Raw genomic sequence first — 20,692 nt, 5'->3', positions numbered from 1 at the left:
CCCATAATTCCGTGACATCCGCCGGAGACTTTAGGCCAATAGATGTTTTTTGCGCGAAAGCGAAGCGTCAGCAGCAGATGTTTGGACACCCGCTGAAAGACGTTAAAGTTTAAATTGCAGTAGTAATGCTTGGAGTTGCTGAGCGTTATTGCTTAATTCCTCAGCTACCTCATTCACCTGCTGCATTGTTGCAGCTTGCTCTTCTACTGCTTCAGCAATGATTTGTGAATTGCTCGCTGAAATACTTGCCCCATTTGCAATTTCTGTTACAGAGGCAGCTACCTCTTCAGTACTAGCTGAGATTTGTTCCGAAGTGGCTGATATATCTTCAATTTGGTCAGTAAATGTTTGCACAGACGCTGTAATAGAATCAAATGCATCACCGGCCTCATGAATTTTTGCTACACCATCCTGGACAGATACTAATCCTTCATGCACAGCAGCTGCAACATTTCTTGTATCCGTTTGAATTTCATTTGTAAGGGCAACAATTTGGCCAGCAGATTGCTTGGATTCTTCAGCAAGCTTTCGTACTTCATCTGCTACAACAGCGAAGCCTTTGCCGTGCTCACCAGCTCGTGCTGCTTCGATGGCAGCATTGAGCGCCAGTAAATTTGTTTGTTCAGTAATAGCCGTAATTACTTTTGTAATTTGCCCGATTTCTTCAGATTGCTTACTTAGCTTTTGCGTTAAATCGGCAATTTGTGTAGTTGACTCAGAAATTGTATCCATCTGCTCCTTGGCAGTCGTAATAGTTTTCCCTCCGGTATTGGCAAGCAGCGTCATATTTATAGCATTGTGATGCAAATTTTGAGTAGCCTCAGCAATTCGTTGTACACCAGCAGCTGTTTCATCCATAGCTAGAGCACTTTGTTGAGAGGCACTAGCAGATGAAGCTATATGGTTTGACGTGTCTTGTACTCGATGTGAGATGTCGCTTGTAGTTGTTGTCACTTCTACCGTGCTAGCGGAAAGCTCTTCAGAAGCGGCAGATAATTGTGTAGCGTTGTCCTGAACATTTTTAAGTAGGACAGATAAATTCTGTTTTAACGCATTCACTGCTGTGGCAAGTGTACCAATCTCATCTTTTGAGTTATGTTCCAGCTGAGCAATTGTTAAGTCACCGTGTGCTAACGTATCGGCTGCATGAATCACTTTACGAAGTGGTTGAATGATGGAGCGTTTTACAAAATACATAAAATATAAACCAACAATTGCACTTATAACAAGTAAGACAATTGAAATAATAATAGCTCGCGTAACTGTTTGGACAACACTACTTTTAACCTCTTGCAGCTGTTCGTCTTGATAAGTTAATAAATCATTTGTCAGTGTGTAAATTTCTTTGTTGCTTTTTGTAACTTCTCCATTTATGTATGATAAGGCTAAATCTGTATTTCCACTATTAAATGCTTGCACTGCTTTATCAGAACTTGTTAGTAAATCTTGTTGTAAATCGGTTACTTGCTTCATAATATTTTTTGTGTAATCGGAACGAACAATACCTGAAAGCTCTTGAATGGTTTCTGATAATAGTTTTTCATAACGTTCTAAATTTGATTTTGTTGTCTCATCCTTACTATTTAGAATATAGGAACGTAAAAAAAGCCCCTGTGAGGCAAGCTGCTGTTGTATTTCATCTGTTAATTGAATTTGTACGATTCGGTAATCTAGTACCTCTACTATGTCTCCCTCAACCGACTTAAATTGAAAAAAAGCAATAATACTTGATAATAAGAGTAAACAAATGAATGAAATAAAACCTATATTTAGTTTTTTCTGAACGGACATATTTGTTCCTTCTTTCTTTAATATATTAGAAAATCAATGGTATGAATTTACTATAACTTGATATTCTTACGAGGTCAAGTTATAGTAAATTCTCAAAAGTAGGTAGTTTACTCCCTTTTATTGATGCATAAAGAAGGTGATTTTTCCTATTTATATAAATTCAAAAGTCCTTTCAACTTTTTCCTTTTTCTCTGAATTAATTGACAATTTTAAAAGTTTGGCATAAAATAAGGCTAACTTTTTTGTTCGATACAAGGTAGTTGGTCTCGGGAGCGAGGTCAGCCTTAGAACAGATGAGCTGAGTTTAGATGAGAATAGCTGAGAAATTGTTGAATAAGAGTAGTAGCATAAGTGGGCAATTTAGAGAGTCAGTGGATGGTGCGAACTGATTTGTAGCTTATGTGAATGGACTTATGAGAGTCGCTAATTATTTTCATCCAGTGGGTTTACAAACATCTACTGAACGAAATGAATGCCTCTGGATGTAATTACGCCAAGGCGGAATTGATTATAGCGAACGGATTCCCCACGTTATAGGGGGTGCTTCGACTTAGACAAATCTTTTTGCCATTAATGAAAAAGGTATGTCAATTTTATTGACGAACTAAGGTTGAGCACATAAGGGAGAGCAAATATGCTCTAATATGAGGTGGCAACGCGGTCTTGATCGTCCTCTGCAATTAGGAAAAATCCTTTTTGCAGAGGACTTTTTTTATTGTTTTATACCACCAAAAGCTAGGATATGTAAAAAAATCGATCGGAGTGGAGGCTGGACGCCCACAGGGAAGGGCCCCATCCGGAACGGAAATCAACCCACACTATGATGCTGATCCTTTATATTCAACAAAAAAACGATTCAGCTGCTAAACATTTGTAAGTCCAAGTGCAGTGGATTTTTAAGAAAAGGAGCTTGGTAATTATGCAATCGACGAGTTCGAGAACAAAAATGAAAACGATTAATGCTGATTCTTTAACACCGATTTTAATTTTTAGACGCCTAAAGGGAAGGCTTAAATTCTTACTTGAAAGTTCAGCGCAGCATGAAGGAGCAGGTCGTTTTTCTTTTATTGGTGCTAATCCAAGAAAAACGTATAAAGGCTTTGGAGATGAAATTCAGGAATATTCATATAAGACCGGAAACACCTATACACATAAGGGCGACATGTTTGTATTATTGAAAAGATTAATGCCACGCATTTCCAATACGATACAATTCCCCTTCTCAGGCGGAGCTGTTGGCTATGTTGGTCATGATGCCATAACGATATTATCGACTGATCAGGATAAAGTGCAGCTACCAGATGTGCATTTCCATGTGTATGAGACAGTCATTGTGTTTGATCATGTAACAGATGAGGTTACTTTAATTTATACGAATATTGATGCAGAAAAAAAAGAACCAAATTTAGAGGAGTTGGCGGAGCAGCTTTTAAAAGGTAGAGAGGATGAGGATAAAAGTTGTAGTTATGAACCTTTTGAATCGTCTACGAATGAACAATTTGTAACAACTCTAACATCTATCAAAGCTACATTAGATGAAGATATTACAAGAGCCGTCCTATCAAAGCGTTTGTTAGCAAATTTACAAGGAGATGCTTTCGCTTTATATCGTCAATTGCGTAAAAAACAACCTGCTCCGTATATGTATTATGTCGAGTTTGAGGATCATGTTGTTTTAGGAACATCTCCTGAAAGCCTAATTCGTGTAAAAGGTGAGCGTGTGATTGCGACACCAACAGAGGGGACATTTCCTAGAGGTTCCACAAAAGGTGAAGATTTAGAACATGAACGAAAGCTCTATGAAAACACAAATATTAGGAAGTCACATGCTGTACTTGTTTCTGCCGTGCGACAAGAATTACAGTCTGTGTGCTTCAGAGATTCCATTCAAATCATAGAGGCGATGAGAATTGAGCGTTCAAAGCATGCATTACACATGACATCGAGAGTTGAAGGACAAGTATTACCGATGCTTCATGCACTTGATGTATTAGCTGCGACATTACCATCCTTTGCATCAACAGTTATTCCGAAGGATCAGGCAAAGGACTATTTAGAAAAATCTAGTCAAACTTTAAGAGGAGCACTTGGATTTATTGGTTTTAACGGTCATCTTGATTTTGCTTTAACAGGGAAATCCATTGTCATAGAAAATGAAACGATGCATATGCAAACAACTGTAACGGTGACCAAATACACAAATGTCGATGAAAGTTTAAAACAAATAAAAGAGGACGAACAGGAATTTTTGCAGCTACTTGAAAAAGAAGGAGGTTCACATTAATGGAAGGTATTCGTCAAAAAGTACAACAACGAGAGCATTTAATGTATGAGGAAATGCTACAGGCAGCAACATGGATGTTCCAAGATGACACACCGAAGGAAGAAATCGCAAGCTTTTTAACGGCATTATCTGCCAAAGGTGAAACAGCACATGAAGTAGCGGCATTAGCTACCATTATGTGTTCGTTTGCACTAGACGTACCAGTAAAAGCAGGTGTCTATATGGATAATTGCGGCACTGGTGGTGACGGTCTTAATACATTTAATATAAGTACGGCTTGCGCCTTTGTGTTAGCAGGGGCAGGTGTCAAAATGGCGAAGCACGGCAATCGTAAAATTTCTTCGGCATCAGGAAGCTCTGATGTTTTGGAAGCACTCGGTATTCATACGAATATTTCCATTGAACAAACTATTGAGCTATTAGAGAAAGAAGGGATTGCCTTTTTATATGCTCCAAATGTCCATCCAAAATTAAGGCGACTTGGCGAGGTACGTCGCGCACTAGGCAAGCCAACTATATTTAATCTTGTCGGTCCACTTACGAATCCAGTGCCTTTATCGACGCAATTTACCGGCATTAACCGTCCGAATTTTGTCATGGAGTATGCTTCCGTATTACAAATGCTCGGGCGTAAACGTGCAATGGTCGTTTCTGGGCCACTAGGTTTAGACGAGGCGTCATTAGCTGGCCAAAATACTTTTGTCTTAGTAGATAAAGGAGACTTGATTCCTTTTTCTTTAACTCCAGAGGATGCGGGTCTCAGCTATGCACCAATAGAGGCCATTCGTGGAGGCAATGCAGATGAAAATGCCGCAATTATGCGTAAATTATTAGCTGGTGAACAAAGTGCTTGCTTTGACACAGTTTTATTGAATGCTGGTATTGGGTTGTTCAGCTATGGAATTGCTGAAACCGTTAAAGAAGGTGTAGAAATGGCGAAGGATAGTATTTTCAGCGGGCGTGCCCTTCAAAAATTAGAGGCAGTCGTTGCTTATAGTGAACATATTAACAGAGTGGAGGTCCAACAATGAATATCTTAAATAAAATTCTCGAACAAAAAAAGATAGAAGTTAGTGCTTTACTTGAACAGCCCGACCCGTTAGCTAATTTTACAGAAAAGCTACGACCGTCTTTATTTGAACGATTGAGAAAAGCTGAGACATTACAGGTTATTTCTGAAATGAAGCGTGCCTCCCCCTCAAAGGGGCTAATCGCGCAAGGGGCAGATCCAGTGGCGCAGGCAAAAACTTATGTAGAAGCTGGAGCGGCGGCCATTTCTGTTTTAACAGATAAAAAGTTTTTTAAAGGCTCCTTTGATGATTTAGCCGCAGTTGCAAATGCTGTTCAAACGCCACTTCTTTGTAAGGACTTTATGATTGAGCGTGTTCAAATTCGATTTGCAAAGGCAGCAGGTGCATCTATTATTTTGCTAATTGTAGCCGCGTTAACAGATGAGGCATTACGCGATTTATATAGCTATGCAATAAGCTTAAATCTAGAGGTCTTAGTGGAGGTGCACGATTTAGAGGAGCTTGAACGTGCTATTGCAATTGGTGCCAAGCTGATTGGCGTCAATAATCGAGACTTACGTACGTTTGAAGTGAACTTAGAGCGAACACGTGAAATTGCAGAAGGTTTTCCGTTCGGAGAAGAGAAAGTTTTAATAAGTGAAAGTGGGATTTGGACGCAAGAAGACGCTAAAGCTGTGGCGGCTATGGGAGCTAGTGGCGTTCTTGTAGGTGAGTCATTAATGCGCAGTGGTGATGCAGGTACTAGGCTAAAAAGTTTACAGGTCAATAAGGTAGGTGCATCTGTATGACGAAGGTGAAAATTTGTGGACTGAAGGAACAACAGCATGTGCAGGCAGCAATAGAGGTAGGAGCGGATGCCATTGGTTTTGTCTTTGCGCCAAGTAAACGACGAGTGACGGTTGAACAGGCACAGCAACTAGCTAAACATGTACCGGAGGGCGTTTTAAAAATCGGTGTTTTTGTCAATCCAAGCGTAGAGGAATTACGCACAGCGGTAGAAAGTGTGCCATTAGATTATGTGCAGTACCACGGAGAAGAATCTCCGGAGTTTATTCGTCAGCAAGGTTATCCGGCCATTAAAGCTTTGTCTGTAAGAGGTGTTGAAGATGTTCAGGCTGCTGCTAAATATGATGCAGACTATTACTTATTTGATGCACCAGGGACAGATTTTAAAGGTGGTAGTGGTCACACGTTTGATTGGACCCTTTTAGAGACGGTAGGGATTCCGCGAGAAAAGCTAATTTTAGCAGGTGGTTTGCAAGCTGAAAATATAGAAGAAGCAGTATCACTTGTGTCGCCATTTATGGTAGATGTATCGAGTGGTGTAGAGACAGACGGTGTAAAAGACATAGCCAAAATAAATGCATTTTTACAGGCAGTGGAGAAGGGGAGAGCATAATGGTGAATTCAATTGCAAATAGTGTACCGACAAAGGAAGGTCGTTATGGAAAATTTGGTGGACAATTTGTTCCGGAAACATTAATGACCGCTTTGTTGGAATTAGAGACGGCCCATGATGAGGCAATGAATGATCGAACTTTTACTGAGGAATTGGCCTATTATTTACAACAATACGTCGGTCGTGAGACGCCATTGTATTACGCAGAAAATTTAACAAAAGGGCTAGGCGGCGCGAAGGTTTATTTAAAGCGTGAAGATTTAAATCATACTGGAGCCCATAAGATTAATAATGCGATTGGTCAAGCGCTTCTTGCCAAACGAATGGGCAAAAGGAAAATAGTGGCAGAAACAGGTGCAGGACAGCATGGAGTGGCCACGGCAACTGCATGCGCATTATTGAATCTTGAATGTGTTGTATTTATGGGTGCCGAAGATATAAAACGCCAACAGTTGAATGTGTTTCGCATGGAGTTACTCGGTACAAAAGTAGAGTCTGTAGAAACAGGTTCAAAAACATTAAAGGATGCTGTCAATGCTGCGCTGCGCTACTGGGTGACAAATGTTGAAGATACTCATTATATTTTAGGCTCAGCTTTAGGACCACATCCATTCCCGAAAATCGTGAGGGATTTCCAGCGTGTAATTGGTGTTGAAACTAGAGAGCAGATTTTAGCTAAGGAAGGATGTTTACCAGATGCAGTTGTTGCTTGTATAGGTGGTGGTAGTAATGCAATCGGTATGTTCCATCCTTTTGTCGACGATGAAACTGTTGCGCTATACGGGGTAGAGGCTGCTGGTAGTGGTATTGAGACAGGAAAGCATGCAGCAGCAATTGCCGGTGGACAGCTAGGCGTTTTACACGGTGCATACATGTATTTATTACAAGATGAAAATGGCTTCGTGCAAGAAGCACATTCTATTTCAGCTGGTCTAGATTATCCAGGGAAGGGCCCAGAGCATTGTTATTTACATGATATTGGGCGCGTTAAATTTGATTCGATTACAGACAATGAAGCACTTGAGGGTTTGCAGTTACTGTGTAGAACAGAAGGTATACTACCTGCACTAGAAAGCTCTCATGCCATTGCTTATACAGCAAAACTTGCGAAGACAATGTCTACAGATGACATAATAGTTGTGTGCTTATCTGGCCGAGGAGATAAAGATGTTCATACTGTCCGTAAAGTATTAGGAGGAGATATGTTATGACAACACTACAACAGGCAATTGAAGAAGCGAAAATCGCTGGGAATAAAGCATTTATACCATATATTATGGCCGGCGATGGGGGGCTAGAAACTTTGAAGCCTACGATTTTGAAGCTACAGCAAATGGCTGTAACGGCTATTGAAGTTGGTATACCGTTCACGGATCCTGTAGCGGATGGACCTACGATAGAGCAAGCAGGTGAACGGGCTTTAGCAGAAGGTGTGACATTACGTAAAGTGCTAGAAGTATTAGCTTCATTAAAAAAAGAAATTCAAGTTCCGTTAGTTGTTATGACTTATTTTAATCCTGTTTTAGCTTTTGGGTTAGAGGCTTTTGCGAAAGCTTGTGTAGCGGGGGGCGTTAAAGGATTAATCGTTCCTGATGTACCACTTGAAGAAAGCGCCGTTTTATGTGATACATTAAATCCTCATGGTATCGACATCGTTCAACTTGTATCGTTAACAAGTCCTCCAGAGCGAATTGCACGTATCGCAGCTGCCAGTCAAGGCTTTGTCTATGCTGTGACAGTCAATGGAATCACAGGGGCTCGTACAACCTTTGCGAATGATTTACATGATCATTTTGCTCGTTTACGTAAAGCAAGTCAAATACCAGTACTAGCTGGCTTTGGAATTTCAACGCCCGAGCAAGTGGTAAATATGGGGGCACTTAGTGATGGTGTAATCGTTGGCAGTGCGATCGTGACAGCATTGCATGAAGGTAATTTGGAGAAAATTGAGGCGTTAGTGTCTGCTTCAAAAGATGTGTTTCAGAAGTCTACTCTTTAATGGAGTAGGCTTTTTTCTTTTGAGACTGATACCCAAGGCTTTAACGGTTCTATCCGTCGCTCTGACTTCTATCATTCGAGTAGTTTAGTAAAAATGACGGATTGAATTGAAAATCTGATGGATAAAACTATCATTCTGACAGATAGTGCGGCTAGGCTAGATTTTCGGTATAATAGCTTTCGTGAGGAAGTGAAAAGATGATTCTATCAAAAAAGAAATGGCAGGTAGAGCGCCCAGACGCTAAGCTTGTCCAAACATTACAAAATGACCTACAACTTTCTGCGATTGCAGCAAAAATTTTAGCTGCGCGTGGCTGTGAAACAACTGCGGACGCAGAGAGCTTATTAAATATGACAGAAGCAAGTATCCATGACCCGTTTTTAATGCATGGTATGGCAGAAGCTGTAGCACGTATTGAGCAAGCGCTTGATAATGGAGAGAAAATCTTAGTATATGGCGATTACGACGGGGATGGTGTCACTAGCACGACAGTCATGCTGAATGTGTTGCTTGATCTCGGTGCCGATGTATCGTTTAAAATACCGAATCGTTTTATTCACGGCTATGGACCGAATGAAGCGCTATTTCGTGAAGCACATGAAGAGGGCGCTCAGTTAATTATAACAGTTGATAATGGTATTTCGGGTATTGAACCGATTCGTGTCGCGAAGGAACTAGGTATGGATGTTATCGTTACAGATCACCATGAACCAGGCGATGAATTACCACCTGCTGATATTATTTTACATCCTCGTATACCAGAAGGACATTATCCATTTGGCGAGCTTGCAGGTGTGGGGGTAGCTTTTAAGTTAGCGCATGCTCTATATGGAGAACTGCCAACGCATTTAATTGAATACGTAGCTGTTGGAACAGTAGCGGATTTAGTACCATTAGTTGATGAAAATCGCTACCTAGTAAAACGAGGAATAGAAGAAATGCGCCGATCACTCAGCCCTTGGGTACAAGCATTGTGTGAAGTAGCCAGTGCAGAGCAAGCAAAAATTAACGAAGAAACAATCGGTTTTTACTTTGGACCGCGCTTAAATGCAGTTGGTCGACTAGGAGAAGCGGCGCCTGGCGTCGAGCTATTAATGGCTGAGGATAATGCTAAAGCAACAGCATTAGCGAAGCAGCTTAATACGTGTAATAGTGAACGCAAAGACATTGTAAAGAGTATTACAGATGAGGCGATTGCTCTCATTGAATCAGATAAAAAAATCGGGAATTCACTCGTTTTAGTTATTGCTGGAGAAGGCTGGAATGCTGGGGTAGTAGGGATCGTCGCGTCCCGTCTTGTAGAGCTCTATTATCGTCCTACGATTGTACTGTCACTAGACTATGAAAAAGGAACAGCTAAAGGCTCAGCTCGTAGTATTGAAGGCTTCCATTTATATAATGAATTAGCGAAGAATCGAGATATATTACCTCATTTTGGTGGGCATCCTATGGCAGCAGGGATGACATTATCGATTGAGCATGTGGATGAGTTAAGATCACGCTTAGATGATCAAGCAAGAGCGTGTTTATCAGAGGAACAATTGACACCTGTACTCAATATTGACATACCGCTAAAAATGGATGAAATTTCAGCAGATGCCATTGAAGAAATTTCGACGCTGGGTCCATATGGTACTGATTTTCCGAAGCCTGTTTATGTGCTCGAAGATGTGGAGATATCCTCCATGCGGAAAATTGGAGCAGCAGAAAATCATATAAAAATGGAATTGACGGATGGCTATGAAAAATTGGATAGTGTCGGATTCAATAAAGGACATTTACACGACGAATTAACATATGGAATTAAAGTATCATTTACAGGGGATTTACAAATTAACGAATGGCAAGGACGTAAAAAAGCACAATTTATGATAGAGGATGTCCAAACGACTGAATGGCAATTATTTGATATTCGTGGTATTCGCCAAACATCCCGCTGGTTAAATACGGTTCCAAAAGAGGAGGCAACATTTATCGCCTTCCGTTCAGAAACGGTTACCTATTACCAGTCGCTAATTGGTGTACCAATCCTAACAGTGGATCCTACGCTTTCAAATGTAGAACAAAGCAATTATATCATCCTACTGGATTTGCCACAAAATGTTCAAATGTTAGAAAGTGTCTTACGAAAAACAGCTCCTTCCCGTATATATGCACATTTTTACATGCCTGATTCTCAGTACTTCAATGGATTGCCTACACGTGAGCAATTCTCCTGGTATTATAAGTTTTTAAAAAATCGCCCTGCCTTTCCATTAAATATGCATTTGGCGGAATTAGCCAAACATACAGGTTGGCCGTTAGATGCATTAAAATTTATGACACAGGTGTTTTTTGAACTTGATTTTGTTAAAATGGAGAGTGGACTGACGACTGTCAACGTGAATGCACCGAAACAGGCACTTACAGAGGCACCGTCTTACAAACAGCGTTCAGAACAGATTGAAATGGAGCAGAAGCTAGTATATGCCCCTTATATAGAATTAAAACAATGGTTTGATGAACGATTACATTAATATACGATTAAGTTTCGTAGGAGGAACAATAACATGGATTTAAAGCAATACGTAACAACGGTTGAAAACTGGCCGAAAGAGGGCATTAGCTTCAAAGATATTACAACAATTATGGATAATGGTGCTGCATACAAATATGCAACAGACCAAATCGTAAGTTACGCAAAAGAATTAGGTGCTGAGATTGTGGTAGGTCCTGAGGCTCGTGGCTTCATTATCGGATGTCCAGTTGCTTATGCGCTTGAAATTGGTTTTGCGCCTGTTCGTAAGCCAGGAAAATTACCACGTGAAGTGATAAGTGCTGACTACGGTCTTGAGTACGGTAAAGATACGCTAACAATGCACAAAGATGCGATTAAACCAGGGCAAAAAGTATTAATCTGTGATGATTTACTTGCGACTGGCGGTACAGTTGAAGCGACAGTGCGTTTAGTTGAACAATTAGGCGGTCAAGTTGTTGGTTGTGCCTTCCTAATCGAGTTAAAAGAGCTGAATGGTCGTGAAAAAATAGGCGACTTAAACATAAAAACACTTATTGAATATTAAAACAGGATTTGGTTGATTGAAGTGAAGATTGACGTCCCCCTGGGAAAGCGCTCAGCCGGAACGGAAATCAATCTCTCGTTTCGCAGAAGAGTCATACAATAATATGAAAAGCGTCACATTTTTGTGGCGTTTTTTTTAATATAAAGAGATTAATCGATATAGTAAGCATTAAAAACTTTTAAATTCAAAAGTAAGGGAGAGTTAGCTTTGTCATATTATGTAATTGATGCTTTTACAGCAACAAAATTTGGCGGTAATCCAGCAGGCGTAGTGATCCATGAAAATTTAGATGAAGAGTTTATGCAAAAATTTGCTGCAGAAGTTCGTTTTTCAGAAACAGCATTTATTAAAAAAATAGACAATAAAAATTTTGACATAAAGTTTTTTACACCGACTGTACAGGTTGAACTTTGTGGACATGCAACTATTGCATCCTTCAAGGCATTATTAGACAGTTGTGCTATTGAAGATAATAATACATATTTTATGAAAACACTCGCCGGCACACTTGCTGTTGAAGTGAATCAATCATTTATAATGATGGAGCAAGCTGAACCTCAGTTAGGAAAAATATTTGATGATTATGATAATTTGTCGTACCTTTTTAAAATTGATAAAAGCAAAATAGGAGATATAAATTTCAATTTAGTGCCTCAAGCTGTCAGTACGGGTCTTTGGGATATAATGCTTCCTATTAAAACAAAGGATGATTTGTATGCGTTAAATCCTAATTTTAAAGAACTTGCTGAATATACAAAGATCAATAAAGTGGGGGGCGTTCATGCATTTACACTCGACACAGAAGATGGGATAGCGGAGAGTAGAAACTTTTGCCCACTATACGGTATTGATGAGGAAGCCGCAACAGGTACTTCAAATGGGGCATTAACTTATTATCTTTTTCATAACCACATACTAAATGAATTTGATCAAGAGTACTCGTTCCTTCAAGGACATAGTATGGGTAGACCTTCTAACATCCTAACAAAATTAATAAATAAAAATAATCCAAGAGTTATGGTAGGAGGGCAAGCAATTATCTTGTCAAAAGGGGAACTATGCTAGCTGTTACTTTTTATCCTATAATCAAACAGAATAGATTTATGAATATATATTTGCTCATATTGCTACATATTTTCACTATGAAATAGAGTAACATGTCAGAAGATAAATGCTAAGCGGAAAAGTTGATTGTAGTGGGGAATGGGCGACTCATTGGGGATCAGTGATTAGTGGAACGAAGGCTAAAACCATCACATCACGTCCTATGATAACGCCTTCGTGACCAACATCGTGCTGCTGTCGCTACGTTGCACTACGCTTTCGCGCAAAAAACATCTGTTGGCCCGACACCCTGCCGCGAGCACCGCGAGTGAAGCGGCTCATCGGACGCCAACAGGAAGCTTTGCTCTGTGCGAAAGCGAAGCGACAGCAACAAATGTTTTATCTGTACGACAAAGTAACAATAGATATTTTAAGTTAGAAATTCAGTTACCTAATGTTGCTGATGCCCAAATTCAATTTAGAGGCATACAAAAAAGTAACAAGAAATACCTTCAAAGCACTTTCAGTTGGTAGCTGGAGTAGGTGATTCTTTTCTTTTTGATAATTCCCTATAGTAAAACTGCACCTCCAATTGTTAGATTGTGTCTAACAGCGAGGTGCAGCATTCAATACCGAACTCATAATGATCAAGCTGTATAAAATAACAGTGTCTAACTAAATTTAAATTACTCCCAAAATACGTATTTTTAATTAGATTTTGAATGCTCTACCAAGCTCTTGATATTTAGATGAAAGAAATCATCAAAACGTATTACTTCTTCAGGAAAAGTTAAGAAATTTGTTACTTGGTTAGGAATGACTATACATTTTATCCCAGCCCGTATAGCTGATAATGAACCATTAACGGAATCCTCGATTGCTATTGCTTCATTTGGATTAATGCCTAAAGTCTCAACCACACTAGTGTACAAGGACGGATCTGGTTTTACTTTTTGAACGTCCTCACTTGTCTTAATGACATCGAATAGATGATGTAGATTGAATATTATTAAAAATTCTTCGACCCATAAACGGCTTGAACTAGATGCAATTCCTAGCTTTAACCCTAAGCTTTTTATTTCACAAATTAAGTCATGAACGCCTTCTCTAAGAACTAGAGTTTTCTTTAAGGATTGCATCTTTTTTTTCGCTTTTAGCATGAATTCATCATGATTAAATTTTTCAGTGGATTGACCTTGAATATACTCAAATAAAGCATCGTCTGTCGTACCAATACATTTTGCAAACTTTTGTAACGGAAGTTCAATTTTATACTCATGCTCAAGGATCTCTTTAAATACTTGGAACCATAGTGATTCAGTATCAACGATAGTGCCATCAAAATCAAAAATGATTGCATGTATCACATTTATCACTCACTTTATAAACGAATTTTTATCACTCTTTTTTGATATCATTACTTTATTTTTAAAGTTATCTGATTTAAGAGTTAAAAGTCATCTCATTGTTGTTTCAAATGTCTTTTCTAAACGCGAACATATTTCTTCTGCTTCTTGTAAGGTTAACGTAAGGGCAGGCCTTATTTTTATTACATTTCCAAAGCCATATCTAGATGTTCTCATTAACAATCCGTTATAAAAAGCATGCTTTTTAATCTGGTTAGTTAAGGTTGTGTCAGGTTCACCCTTTTCATTTACTATTTCAAATCCAATCATTAAACCTACACCTCTAACATCGCCAATAAACGGATATTTTTCTTGTAAACGTTTGAGGTATGAAACAATATAGTTACCCGTTTCTTTTATATTTGCTAAAAAAAGGGGTGTGTTAATAATCTCTATTGTTTTTAAAGCAGCTGCAGAGGCCAGCACATTAGAACCATAAGTAAAAGAGTGATGATGCCCATCCATATTTGAATATTCTGGCTTTGCAGCTATTGCTGCAATTTGAAATCCAGATCCCCCTAATCCTTTTGCTATTGTCATTATATCTGGCTCAACACAGTAATAATCAGCTGCAAACATATGTCCGGTACGACCTATGCCAGTTTGAATTTCATCAAATATAAGTGCAAAATTCCTCTCATCAGCCAATTTCCTTAATTTTTTAAAATAGTCCATAGGAGGAACTATGTTATCTCCATTTCCTAGTATCGGTTCCACAATCATTGCTGAAATATTACCAGTACTTGCATAATCAATGAAGTCATTTATACGATCAACACACTGCATACCACATGTATCTGGATGCTGATTATAAAAACATCTGTAACAATATGCGGGAGGGACGTGAGTAATCCCAGTAGATAATAAGCCTTGAAATGGTTCCCTTCTAAAAGATAACCCAGAGGCATTCATTGTATATATAGTTTGCCCTACATGTGATCTAAATAGTGATATTACTCCATTCTTGCCATTATAATTTTGGGCCATTTTAATTGCACCTTCATTTGCTGTGGATCCCCCAGATACCTTTAAATGGATTTTTGTTAAGCTTTGTGGGGTAATTTCGACTAATTTTTCAACGAGTCTAGCTACTGGTTCAGTCATGTAACTTGACGTGACATGAATTAAATTTTCAGCTTGTTTTCTAACAGCTTCTAAAATATCTGGATGGCTGTAACCTAAACTTAAGTTAAATGTGCCAGCTGCACAATCAATATATTCTCTACCTTTTTCATCATAAAGGTAGATACCTTTCCCATTAACCATAACAACATCTTCTGTTGGATTAAAAAAATGTGTATTTAATTTCAATAGTTCTTCGTTTATATTTTCCATTAGGAATTTTAAAGCCATTTTAATTCCCACCATTCATATCAATTGTAAGAAATCTCCGTACATATCGCATTATCTTTTTGATTAAAGAAATCTATGAGATTGTTGTAATTATAACCATTCAAAACCCAACAACACATTTCTGCATTTAATAAAAAACTACTAAGAGTTTCATCTACTGAAGTATGACCTAAACTATTTAAACTTTTAACAGATATTCTAGAGAGTAATTTTGAGTCTATATTTTGATTAGGATCTTTATTATAAATCCCATCAACATCTGTCAAAATCAAAAACTTTTTAGCCTCTAATAAAAATGAAAAGTATGCGCCCATTGAATCGGAGGATATACTCCAACTCTTTTCAAATGGATCTAGCATAAAAATTAATTTTGAAGGAAGTAATACCGGGATTTTCCCCCTATCAAGAATATCTCTTATACCTGAAAAGTTATCAGTTGTTTCAAAAAAATCTAGATTAAAATTGGCAAATATTAACCCAGTTTGATCTTGAGCTCGTGCACATGCTTGGTGATGTGTAATTTCATTTAATGTAAACTGTTTATCTATTTTTTCTATAAGATTGTCAATAGGTCCACCCCCAGGGAAAATAACTATTCTATTGTTCTCACTAATTTTAATTAATGTTTTAGCTAAATTTTGAGCTTCATCTATATTTGCTATTAGACTCCCACCTAGTTTGATTACGTAATCAATTTTTAAATCAACAAAATTCTTCGTTTTTCGTAATTTCATGGTTTTTACCTCCGAATATAATTTCTATTGGAAGTGCAACAGCACTCTGAATAGTCAACATTTCCCATTCCGTCATAAAAGCTCCAAATTCATACTTATTCTTATCAAATTCTTCATATATATTTATTTTGAGAGAGTAGGGTAATAAAAGTAATTTTTTTAATAGATCGCTTAAAGGATGTGTATCTACTATAAAATCAATATAACTTTTTTGAGTTACTAATATCTTGTCTACTTTGGGTGTTAGTCTAATTCTATTGTCTTTCTTTAATACAGATTTATAGAGTTCAGTCTCTTCTAGGAATGTTGTCATTAATAAATGGTGATAGTCTTTAAATTCATCTTGCATTATTAAAAATAATATTCTTCTTTTCAAACGAGAAAGTGTTAAATAGAAATCCAAAAGCTTGTACGATTCAATTTGTTCTCGTAATAATTCGAGCTTTAAAAACGATGAAACATCATTGTTATATATTTCAATATTTAGTTCCTGTTTAGAAAAAAAGTTAGTAATTTCACTTGAACATTTATTAACATCATCTGGTGTATGTATTAAGTTAATTACTCTATTTTCAGCATTAAATTTTCCTCTTAAAGAACTATTAGAGAGATTTGATGGATCAGAAACACCTTTTATTTTTGTTAAAAATTCACTCAAATCCCTTTCTTCAGGAGAATTATCTTTAAGTAATAGCGCTGCACTCCTATCTAATGTAAATAACTTTTCAACTAGCCACCAATTCGGCGTCATTTTGTTAATTTGATGTCCATATAATTTCTCTAATATAGGTAATTTAATATTTAAATATTTTATCCTTAAAGGGAGGATATCGAATTTTTCCAATTCTTCCAATATAAAGAAAATTAAATCTTGCTTTACTGCATCCGGAGACAATAGAATAAAACTAACATCTTTGTTCATATGACTTCTCCTCTCAAATTTGCTAATTTATTACAGTTAGACTAACACTTTAAAACTTATTTGTAAATATTAGTTGTCTAATTAGAGTGATTTTTCAAAAAAATGAAAATATGTATTTACAAATATATGAAAAAAAGTTATTCTTTGTATATACCGTTTGTGGAGGTGAGAACATGAAAAAGTATACAGCGCCTAAAGCAGTTGAAATTAAATTACCATCTGCACTTGCATTGGAAGTAACTAGTAACTAGTAACTAGTAACTAGTAGTTAACAACCACATTTTTAAAAAAGGAAAGTTAGAGTATAGCGCAATTTTTGAGCTCTACTCTAACTTTTTACTAGTTAAAGGATGAAAATATAATATATGGATGATTTAGTGTTGAATAAAAAGGAGAACGTGTTGTGGGGAACCGTATTATTACTTTCTATGTTTGCCTACTTTATTGACTCCTATTATTTATTGATTTTATTTTTCTGGGTATTTACTTTTTTATGTGTCGGAAATGCAAAAAGAATCTATGCTGAAAACGAGAGAGCGCTAATTACTTTTATAAGAAGAAGTATGTATATCTTACCACTGATGGTTCCTTTTTTAATTATTTGGGATTTTTCGTTTACAATCCTGTCTATTTGGTGGTATTTATTGGGGTTTATTCTAGGTTTGCTCTTTATAATACCTAAAATATCCGTTTGGAGATTGGTGTTATCAAATGATTACATACAGTTAACACTTTCAGGTAATAAATTTCAACATATGATGAATATATATACTTTTATTGGTGGCGCAATTTCTGAAGAATTATTCTTTAGATATTTTGTATTAAATAAACAAAATTCCATCCTTATCTTAATAATAAATGTACTTATTAGTTCATATTTGTTTATGCTTTCACATTATGCAACAAAATGGTCTAATAATTTTAGCCAACCTGATTTTGTTATTCAAATTGTATTTGGAGTATTCTCTTCATTTCTTTTTCTATTTTCAGGGTCGATAATTCCCTCAATAATTGCTCACTTAACCTATAATTCAACTCATGTAATTCAGAGTATTAAGAGTATTTGTATTATTAATAGAGATTCAAAAGACTAGGGAGAGATGGAAATGTCTAATATCATTGAGGTTAAAAACTTAACAAGAGATTTTGAAACTAAAGTAGGTTTATTGAACTCGAAAAAAAAGTTTACTAAAGCTATTAATTCTCTCTCCTTTTCTGTGAAAAAAGGGGAGGTATTTGGAATACTGGGACCAAATGGTGCAGGCAAGACTACTACAATTAAAATTCTTACTACTTTGTTGGCTCCTAGTTCCGGTGAGGTAAAGGTTTTAGGACATAGTCCTTTTGGAGAGGAAAGTTTTATTAGACCTCGAATCAACTTTATTTATGGGGGAGAAAGAAATTTATATTGGAGAATTACAGCAAGAGAAAATCTAAGTTATTTTGCAGATCTTTATAAAATTGATAATAAAATAAAAAAAGAGCGTATAGATAAACTGTTGGATTTAGTTGGTTTATCCGAACGGGCTGACGAAAGAGTTGAAACTTTTTCAAAAGGAATGAAACAAAGGCTACAAATAGCTAGAGGGCTAATTAATGAACCAGAAATTTTATTTCTGGATGAACCAACAATTGGTTTAGACCCTGTAGGTGCTCGAGAATTAAGGGATATTATTAAAACTCTTTCTAGAGATGGAAAAACAATAATTTTAACAACTCACTATATGCAGGAAGCTGATGAATTATGTGACAGGATAGCTATTATAAACAAGGGCAGGTGTCTAGCCTTAGATACACCAGAGAATTTGAAAATAAACCTCAATAAGACACCAATAATAGAGCTGGCTGTAAACGAAGTTAAACAAGTGGAAGTTGATAAGATAAAATCCTTAAATTCCGTGAAAGAAGTAATACTAACTGAATTAGTCGATGCAACAAAAATTGAAATACACAGTTTATTTCCTTACAAAGTAATATCTAATATTGTAGACATCTTAGGTGAACAAGTGATTACTAACATGACAATAAGATTGCCTACTTTAGAGGATGTTTACCTGGAGTATATAAGGTAATGGTGATTAAAATGTCAAAAATATTACAAATAATAATATCAAGTCTAGTATTACAAATGAAGCAGTCTTTCACACGTCCAACCTTCAGATTTATTATTATATTGCAACCTATCTTATATTCTACTTTGTTTTATTTTATGTTCAAGGAATCAAAAGAGATAAATGTTGGAGAGTATATTGTTATAGGAACTGGAATCATGAATTTATGGAGTTCGATACTCTTTTCATCTGCTGGAGATATTGAAAGAGAGCGATATATGGGTACATTAGAAACTATTACTGCAACTCCAAGTGATTTTCGTTTGATATTTTTAGGAAAAGTCTTAGGAAATGTGTTTTTTGGAGTATTATCAATGGTTTTAAATGTATTATTCCTAGTGATTTTATTTGGAATAAAAATATCAATTAAGCATCCGTTAGAATTTTTAATATCATTTATTGTAGTATTAATTTCTTTTTCTATCATTTCAATGTTACTAGCGTCAATATTTACACTTTCTAGGAACGCAAGAATGTTAATGAATTCAATGGAATATCCAGTCTACATATTATGTGGAGTGATTTTTCCTGTATCTATTTTACCGAATTTCATTCAATATTTTTCGTATATATTAGTTCCGACCTGGGCAGTGAAATTATTAAGAACAAGCATGATAGGAATTAATGATTATTCGGAATTTTCATCGTATATGTTTTGGATTCTAATTATTAGTTTAATAAATTTATTAATTGGAATCATTTTATTTAAAAAAATTAACAATCAAACTAGAATAAAAGGTACTTTGGGGGTACATTAAATGAGTTCGATAAGCAGATTCCTTCACCAGTCAATACTTTCATATAAATCATTATATGGATTCTTAGATCCTAAGATTTATATTTTAGTAAAAATAGTTACCCCAATTATGCAGCTCATTTTTTTCGTTCTTTTAGCGAGTTATGTAAATGATTCTCAGGATCTTACACCTTGGGTTTTGGGGAATTGCTTTATTCTTAGTATGTATAATTCATTATTTGGAGTAGGAGCTGTACTGGTTAGCGAGAGAAGTTTTGGAACACTCAGCTTACTTATGATTTCGCCTACAAATAATTTTTTAATATTAATAGGTAGAGCTTTCATCCATATTTTTGATGCTACAATTACAGTAGCTATAGGTTTAATAGCTGGTTATCTTTTGTTTGATTTGAATTTTGAAAACACCAATTTCCCACTTTTAATTCTTTGTATAGTAATTGCAATGTTCTCTGCAATGGGAATTGGTTTATTTATAAGTAGTGCTGGGCTTATTACAAGTGATGTTAATTTAGTATTAAATACTAGTGTTTTTGTATTAATGATTTTTACTGGTGCATTATTCCCGTTGAATAATCTTCCAACAGCTCTTTCTGGCATTCCTTATTTTTTACCATTAACAAGAGGTATAGAGGCTTCTAAAATGATTGTAAATGGAAACTTCTCTAATCAAGTCATCGATTTGCTTGCTAAAGAATTATTAATAGGTCTAATATATATGATTTTGGGTTATCTATTATTACGATACACTGATAAGAAGTCTAGGGAAAAAGCAACCCTAGATATTTATTGAAAGGGGAAA

18 protein-coding genes and 1 other annotated feature are annotated in these 20,692 nt (G+C 36.5%); of the genes, 13 read left to right on the top strand and 5 right to left on the bottom strand.

Annotated features, from left to right (window positions below; translation table 11 throughout):
• Positions 1 to 102 precede the first annotated feature (102 nt).
• A complete protein-coding gene (locus C7Y47_RS12015; RefSeq protein ID WP_142509002.1) occupies positions 103 to 1,791 on the bottom strand; it encodes a methyl-accepting chemotaxis protein in 1,689 nt (562 codons plus the stop codon).
• Positions 1,792 to 2,111: 320 nt separating this feature from the next.
• Positions 2,112 to 2,469, top strand: a binding site (T-box leader).
• Between the two features lie 241 nt (positions 2,470 to 2,710).
• Here C7Y47_RS12015 and C7Y47_RS12010 point away from each other — a divergent pair.
• The 9 genes from C7Y47_RS12010 (at position 2,711) to C7Y47_RS11970 (ending at position 12,631) form a co-directional block, all read left to right on the top strand.
• Positions 2,711 to 4,075 (top strand): chorismate-binding protein, encoded by a 1,365-nt coding sequence (locus tag C7Y47_RS12010; protein ID WP_142509001.1) that lies wholly within the window; start codon positions 2,711 to 2,713, stop codon positions 4,073 to 4,075.
• Entirely contained in the window at positions 4,075 to 5,106 is a 1,032-nt protein-coding gene (trpD, locus tag C7Y47_RS12005; RefSeq protein ID WP_142509000.1) for an anthranilate phosphoribosyltransferase, read from the top strand. The genes C7Y47_RS12010 and trpD overlap by 1 nt, the downstream gene beginning before the upstream one ends.
• The gene (trpC, locus tag C7Y47_RS12000) at positions 5,103 to 5,894 is read left to right on the top strand and encodes an indole-3-glycerol phosphate synthase TrpC (protein WP_142508999.1); all 792 of its coding nucleotides are present in this window, start codon (positions 5,103 to 5,105) and stop codon (positions 5,892 to 5,894) included. Before trpD ends, trpC begins: the two co-directional genes overlap by 4 nt.
• On the top strand, positions 5,891 to 6,505 hold the full coding sequence (locus C7Y47_RS11995; protein ID WP_142508998.1) for a phosphoribosylanthranilate isomerase: 615 nt from the start codon (positions 5,891 to 5,893) through the stop codon (positions 6,503 to 6,505). Before trpC ends, C7Y47_RS11995 begins: the two co-directional genes overlap by 4 nt.
• The gene (gene trpB / locus C7Y47_RS11990) at positions 6,505 to 7,716 is read left to right on the top strand and encodes a tryptophan synthase subunit beta (protein ID WP_142508997.1); all 1,212 of its coding nucleotides are present in this window, start codon (positions 6,505 to 6,507) and stop codon (positions 7,714 to 7,716) included. Before C7Y47_RS11995 ends, trpB begins: the two co-directional genes overlap by 1 nt.
• Complete coding sequence (gene trpA, locus C7Y47_RS11985) at positions 7,713 to 8,504, top strand: tryptophan synthase subunit alpha (protein WP_142508996.1); 792 nt, start codon at positions 7,713 to 7,715, stop codon at positions 8,502 to 8,504. Before trpB ends, trpA begins: the two co-directional genes overlap by 4 nt.
• A gap of 197 nt (positions 8,505 to 8,701) precedes the next feature.
• Positions 8,702 to 11,020, top strand: a complete 2,319-nt coding sequence (gene recJ / locus C7Y47_RS11980; protein WP_142508995.1) for a single-stranded-DNA-specific exonuclease RecJ — start codon at positions 8,702 to 8,704, stop codon at positions 11,018 to 11,020.
• Positions 11,021 to 11,053: 33 nt separating this feature from the next.
• On the top strand, positions 11,054 to 11,566 hold the full coding sequence (locus C7Y47_RS11975) for an adenine phosphoribosyltransferase (protein ID WP_142508994.1): 513 nt from the start codon (positions 11,054 to 11,056) through the stop codon (positions 11,564 to 11,566).
• Positions 11,567 to 11,773: 207 nt separating this feature from the next.
• On the top strand, positions 11,774 to 12,631 hold the full coding sequence (locus C7Y47_RS11970; RefSeq protein WP_142508993.1) for a PhzF family phenazine biosynthesis protein: 858 nt from the start codon (positions 11,774 to 11,776) through the stop codon (positions 12,629 to 12,631).
• 686 nt (positions 12,632 to 13,317) lie between these two features.
• Here C7Y47_RS11970 and C7Y47_RS11965 read toward each other — a convergent pair.
• From C7Y47_RS11965 to C7Y47_RS11950, 4 genes are all read right to left on the bottom strand, one after another.
• Positions 13,318 to 13,977, bottom strand: a complete 660-nt coding sequence (locus C7Y47_RS11965) for an HAD family hydrolase (RefSeq protein ID WP_142508992.1) — start codon at positions 13,975 to 13,977, stop codon at positions 13,318 to 13,320.
• A gap of 90 nt (positions 13,978 to 14,067) precedes the next feature.
• Complete coding sequence (locus C7Y47_RS11960; RefSeq protein ID WP_366151270.1) at positions 14,068 to 15,351, bottom strand: aspartate aminotransferase family protein; 1,284 nt, start codon at positions 15,349 to 15,351, stop codon at positions 14,068 to 14,070.
• 38 nt (positions 15,352 to 15,389) lie between these two features.
• On the bottom strand, positions 15,390 to 16,103 hold the full coding sequence (locus C7Y47_RS11955) for an amino acid kinase family protein (RefSeq protein ID WP_142508991.1): 714 nt from the start codon (positions 16,101 to 16,103) through the stop codon (positions 15,390 to 15,392).
• Complete coding sequence (locus tag C7Y47_RS11950; RefSeq protein WP_142508990.1) at positions 16,072 to 17,025, bottom strand: nucleoside-diphosphate kinase; 954 nt, start codon at positions 17,023 to 17,025, stop codon at positions 16,072 to 16,074. The genes C7Y47_RS11955 and C7Y47_RS11950 overlap by 32 nt, the downstream gene beginning before the upstream one ends.
• A gap of 365 nt (positions 17,026 to 17,390) precedes the next feature.
• On the opposite strand from C7Y47_RS11950, the gene C7Y47_RS11945 reads away from it, so the two are divergent.
• From C7Y47_RS11945 to C7Y47_RS11930, 4 genes are read left to right on the top strand one after another with little or no spacing between them, the layout of a single operon-like run.
• Positions 17,391 to 18,119 carry a CPBP family intramembrane glutamic endopeptidase gene (locus tag C7Y47_RS11945; protein ID WP_142508989.1) on the top strand — a complete coding sequence of 243 codons (729 nt, stop codon included), beginning with the start codon at positions 17,391 to 17,393 and terminating at the stop codon, positions 18,117 to 18,119.
• A gap of 12 nt (positions 18,120 to 18,131) precedes the next feature.
• Positions 18,132 to 19,097: an ABC transporter ATP-binding protein gene (locus C7Y47_RS11940; RefSeq protein ID WP_142508988.1), complete on the top strand. Its 966-nt coding sequence runs from the start codon at positions 18,132 to 18,134 to the stop codon at positions 19,095 to 19,097.
• The gene (locus tag C7Y47_RS11935; RefSeq protein WP_142508987.1) at positions 19,097 to 19,894 is read left to right on the top strand and encodes an ABC transporter permease; all 798 of its coding nucleotides are present in this window, start codon (positions 19,097 to 19,099) and stop codon (positions 19,892 to 19,894) included. Before C7Y47_RS11940 ends, C7Y47_RS11935 begins: the two co-directional genes overlap by 1 nt.
• Positions 19,895 to 20,683 carry an ABC transporter permease gene (locus tag C7Y47_RS11930; RefSeq protein WP_142508986.1) on the top strand — a complete coding sequence of 263 codons (789 nt, stop codon included), beginning with the start codon at positions 19,895 to 19,897 and terminating at the stop codon, positions 20,681 to 20,683.
• Positions 20,684 to 20,692: the final 9 nt, after the last annotated feature.

Origin of the sequence: Lysinibacillus sphaericus (genome assembly GCF_006864135.1) — a bacterium.
Taxonomy (GTDB): Bacteria; Bacillota; Bacilli; order Bacillales_A; family Planococcaceae; genus Lysinibacillus.
The sequence above is the reverse complement of the archived record's forward strand: the minus strand, read 5'-3'. Positions and strand labels throughout refer to the sequence as shown.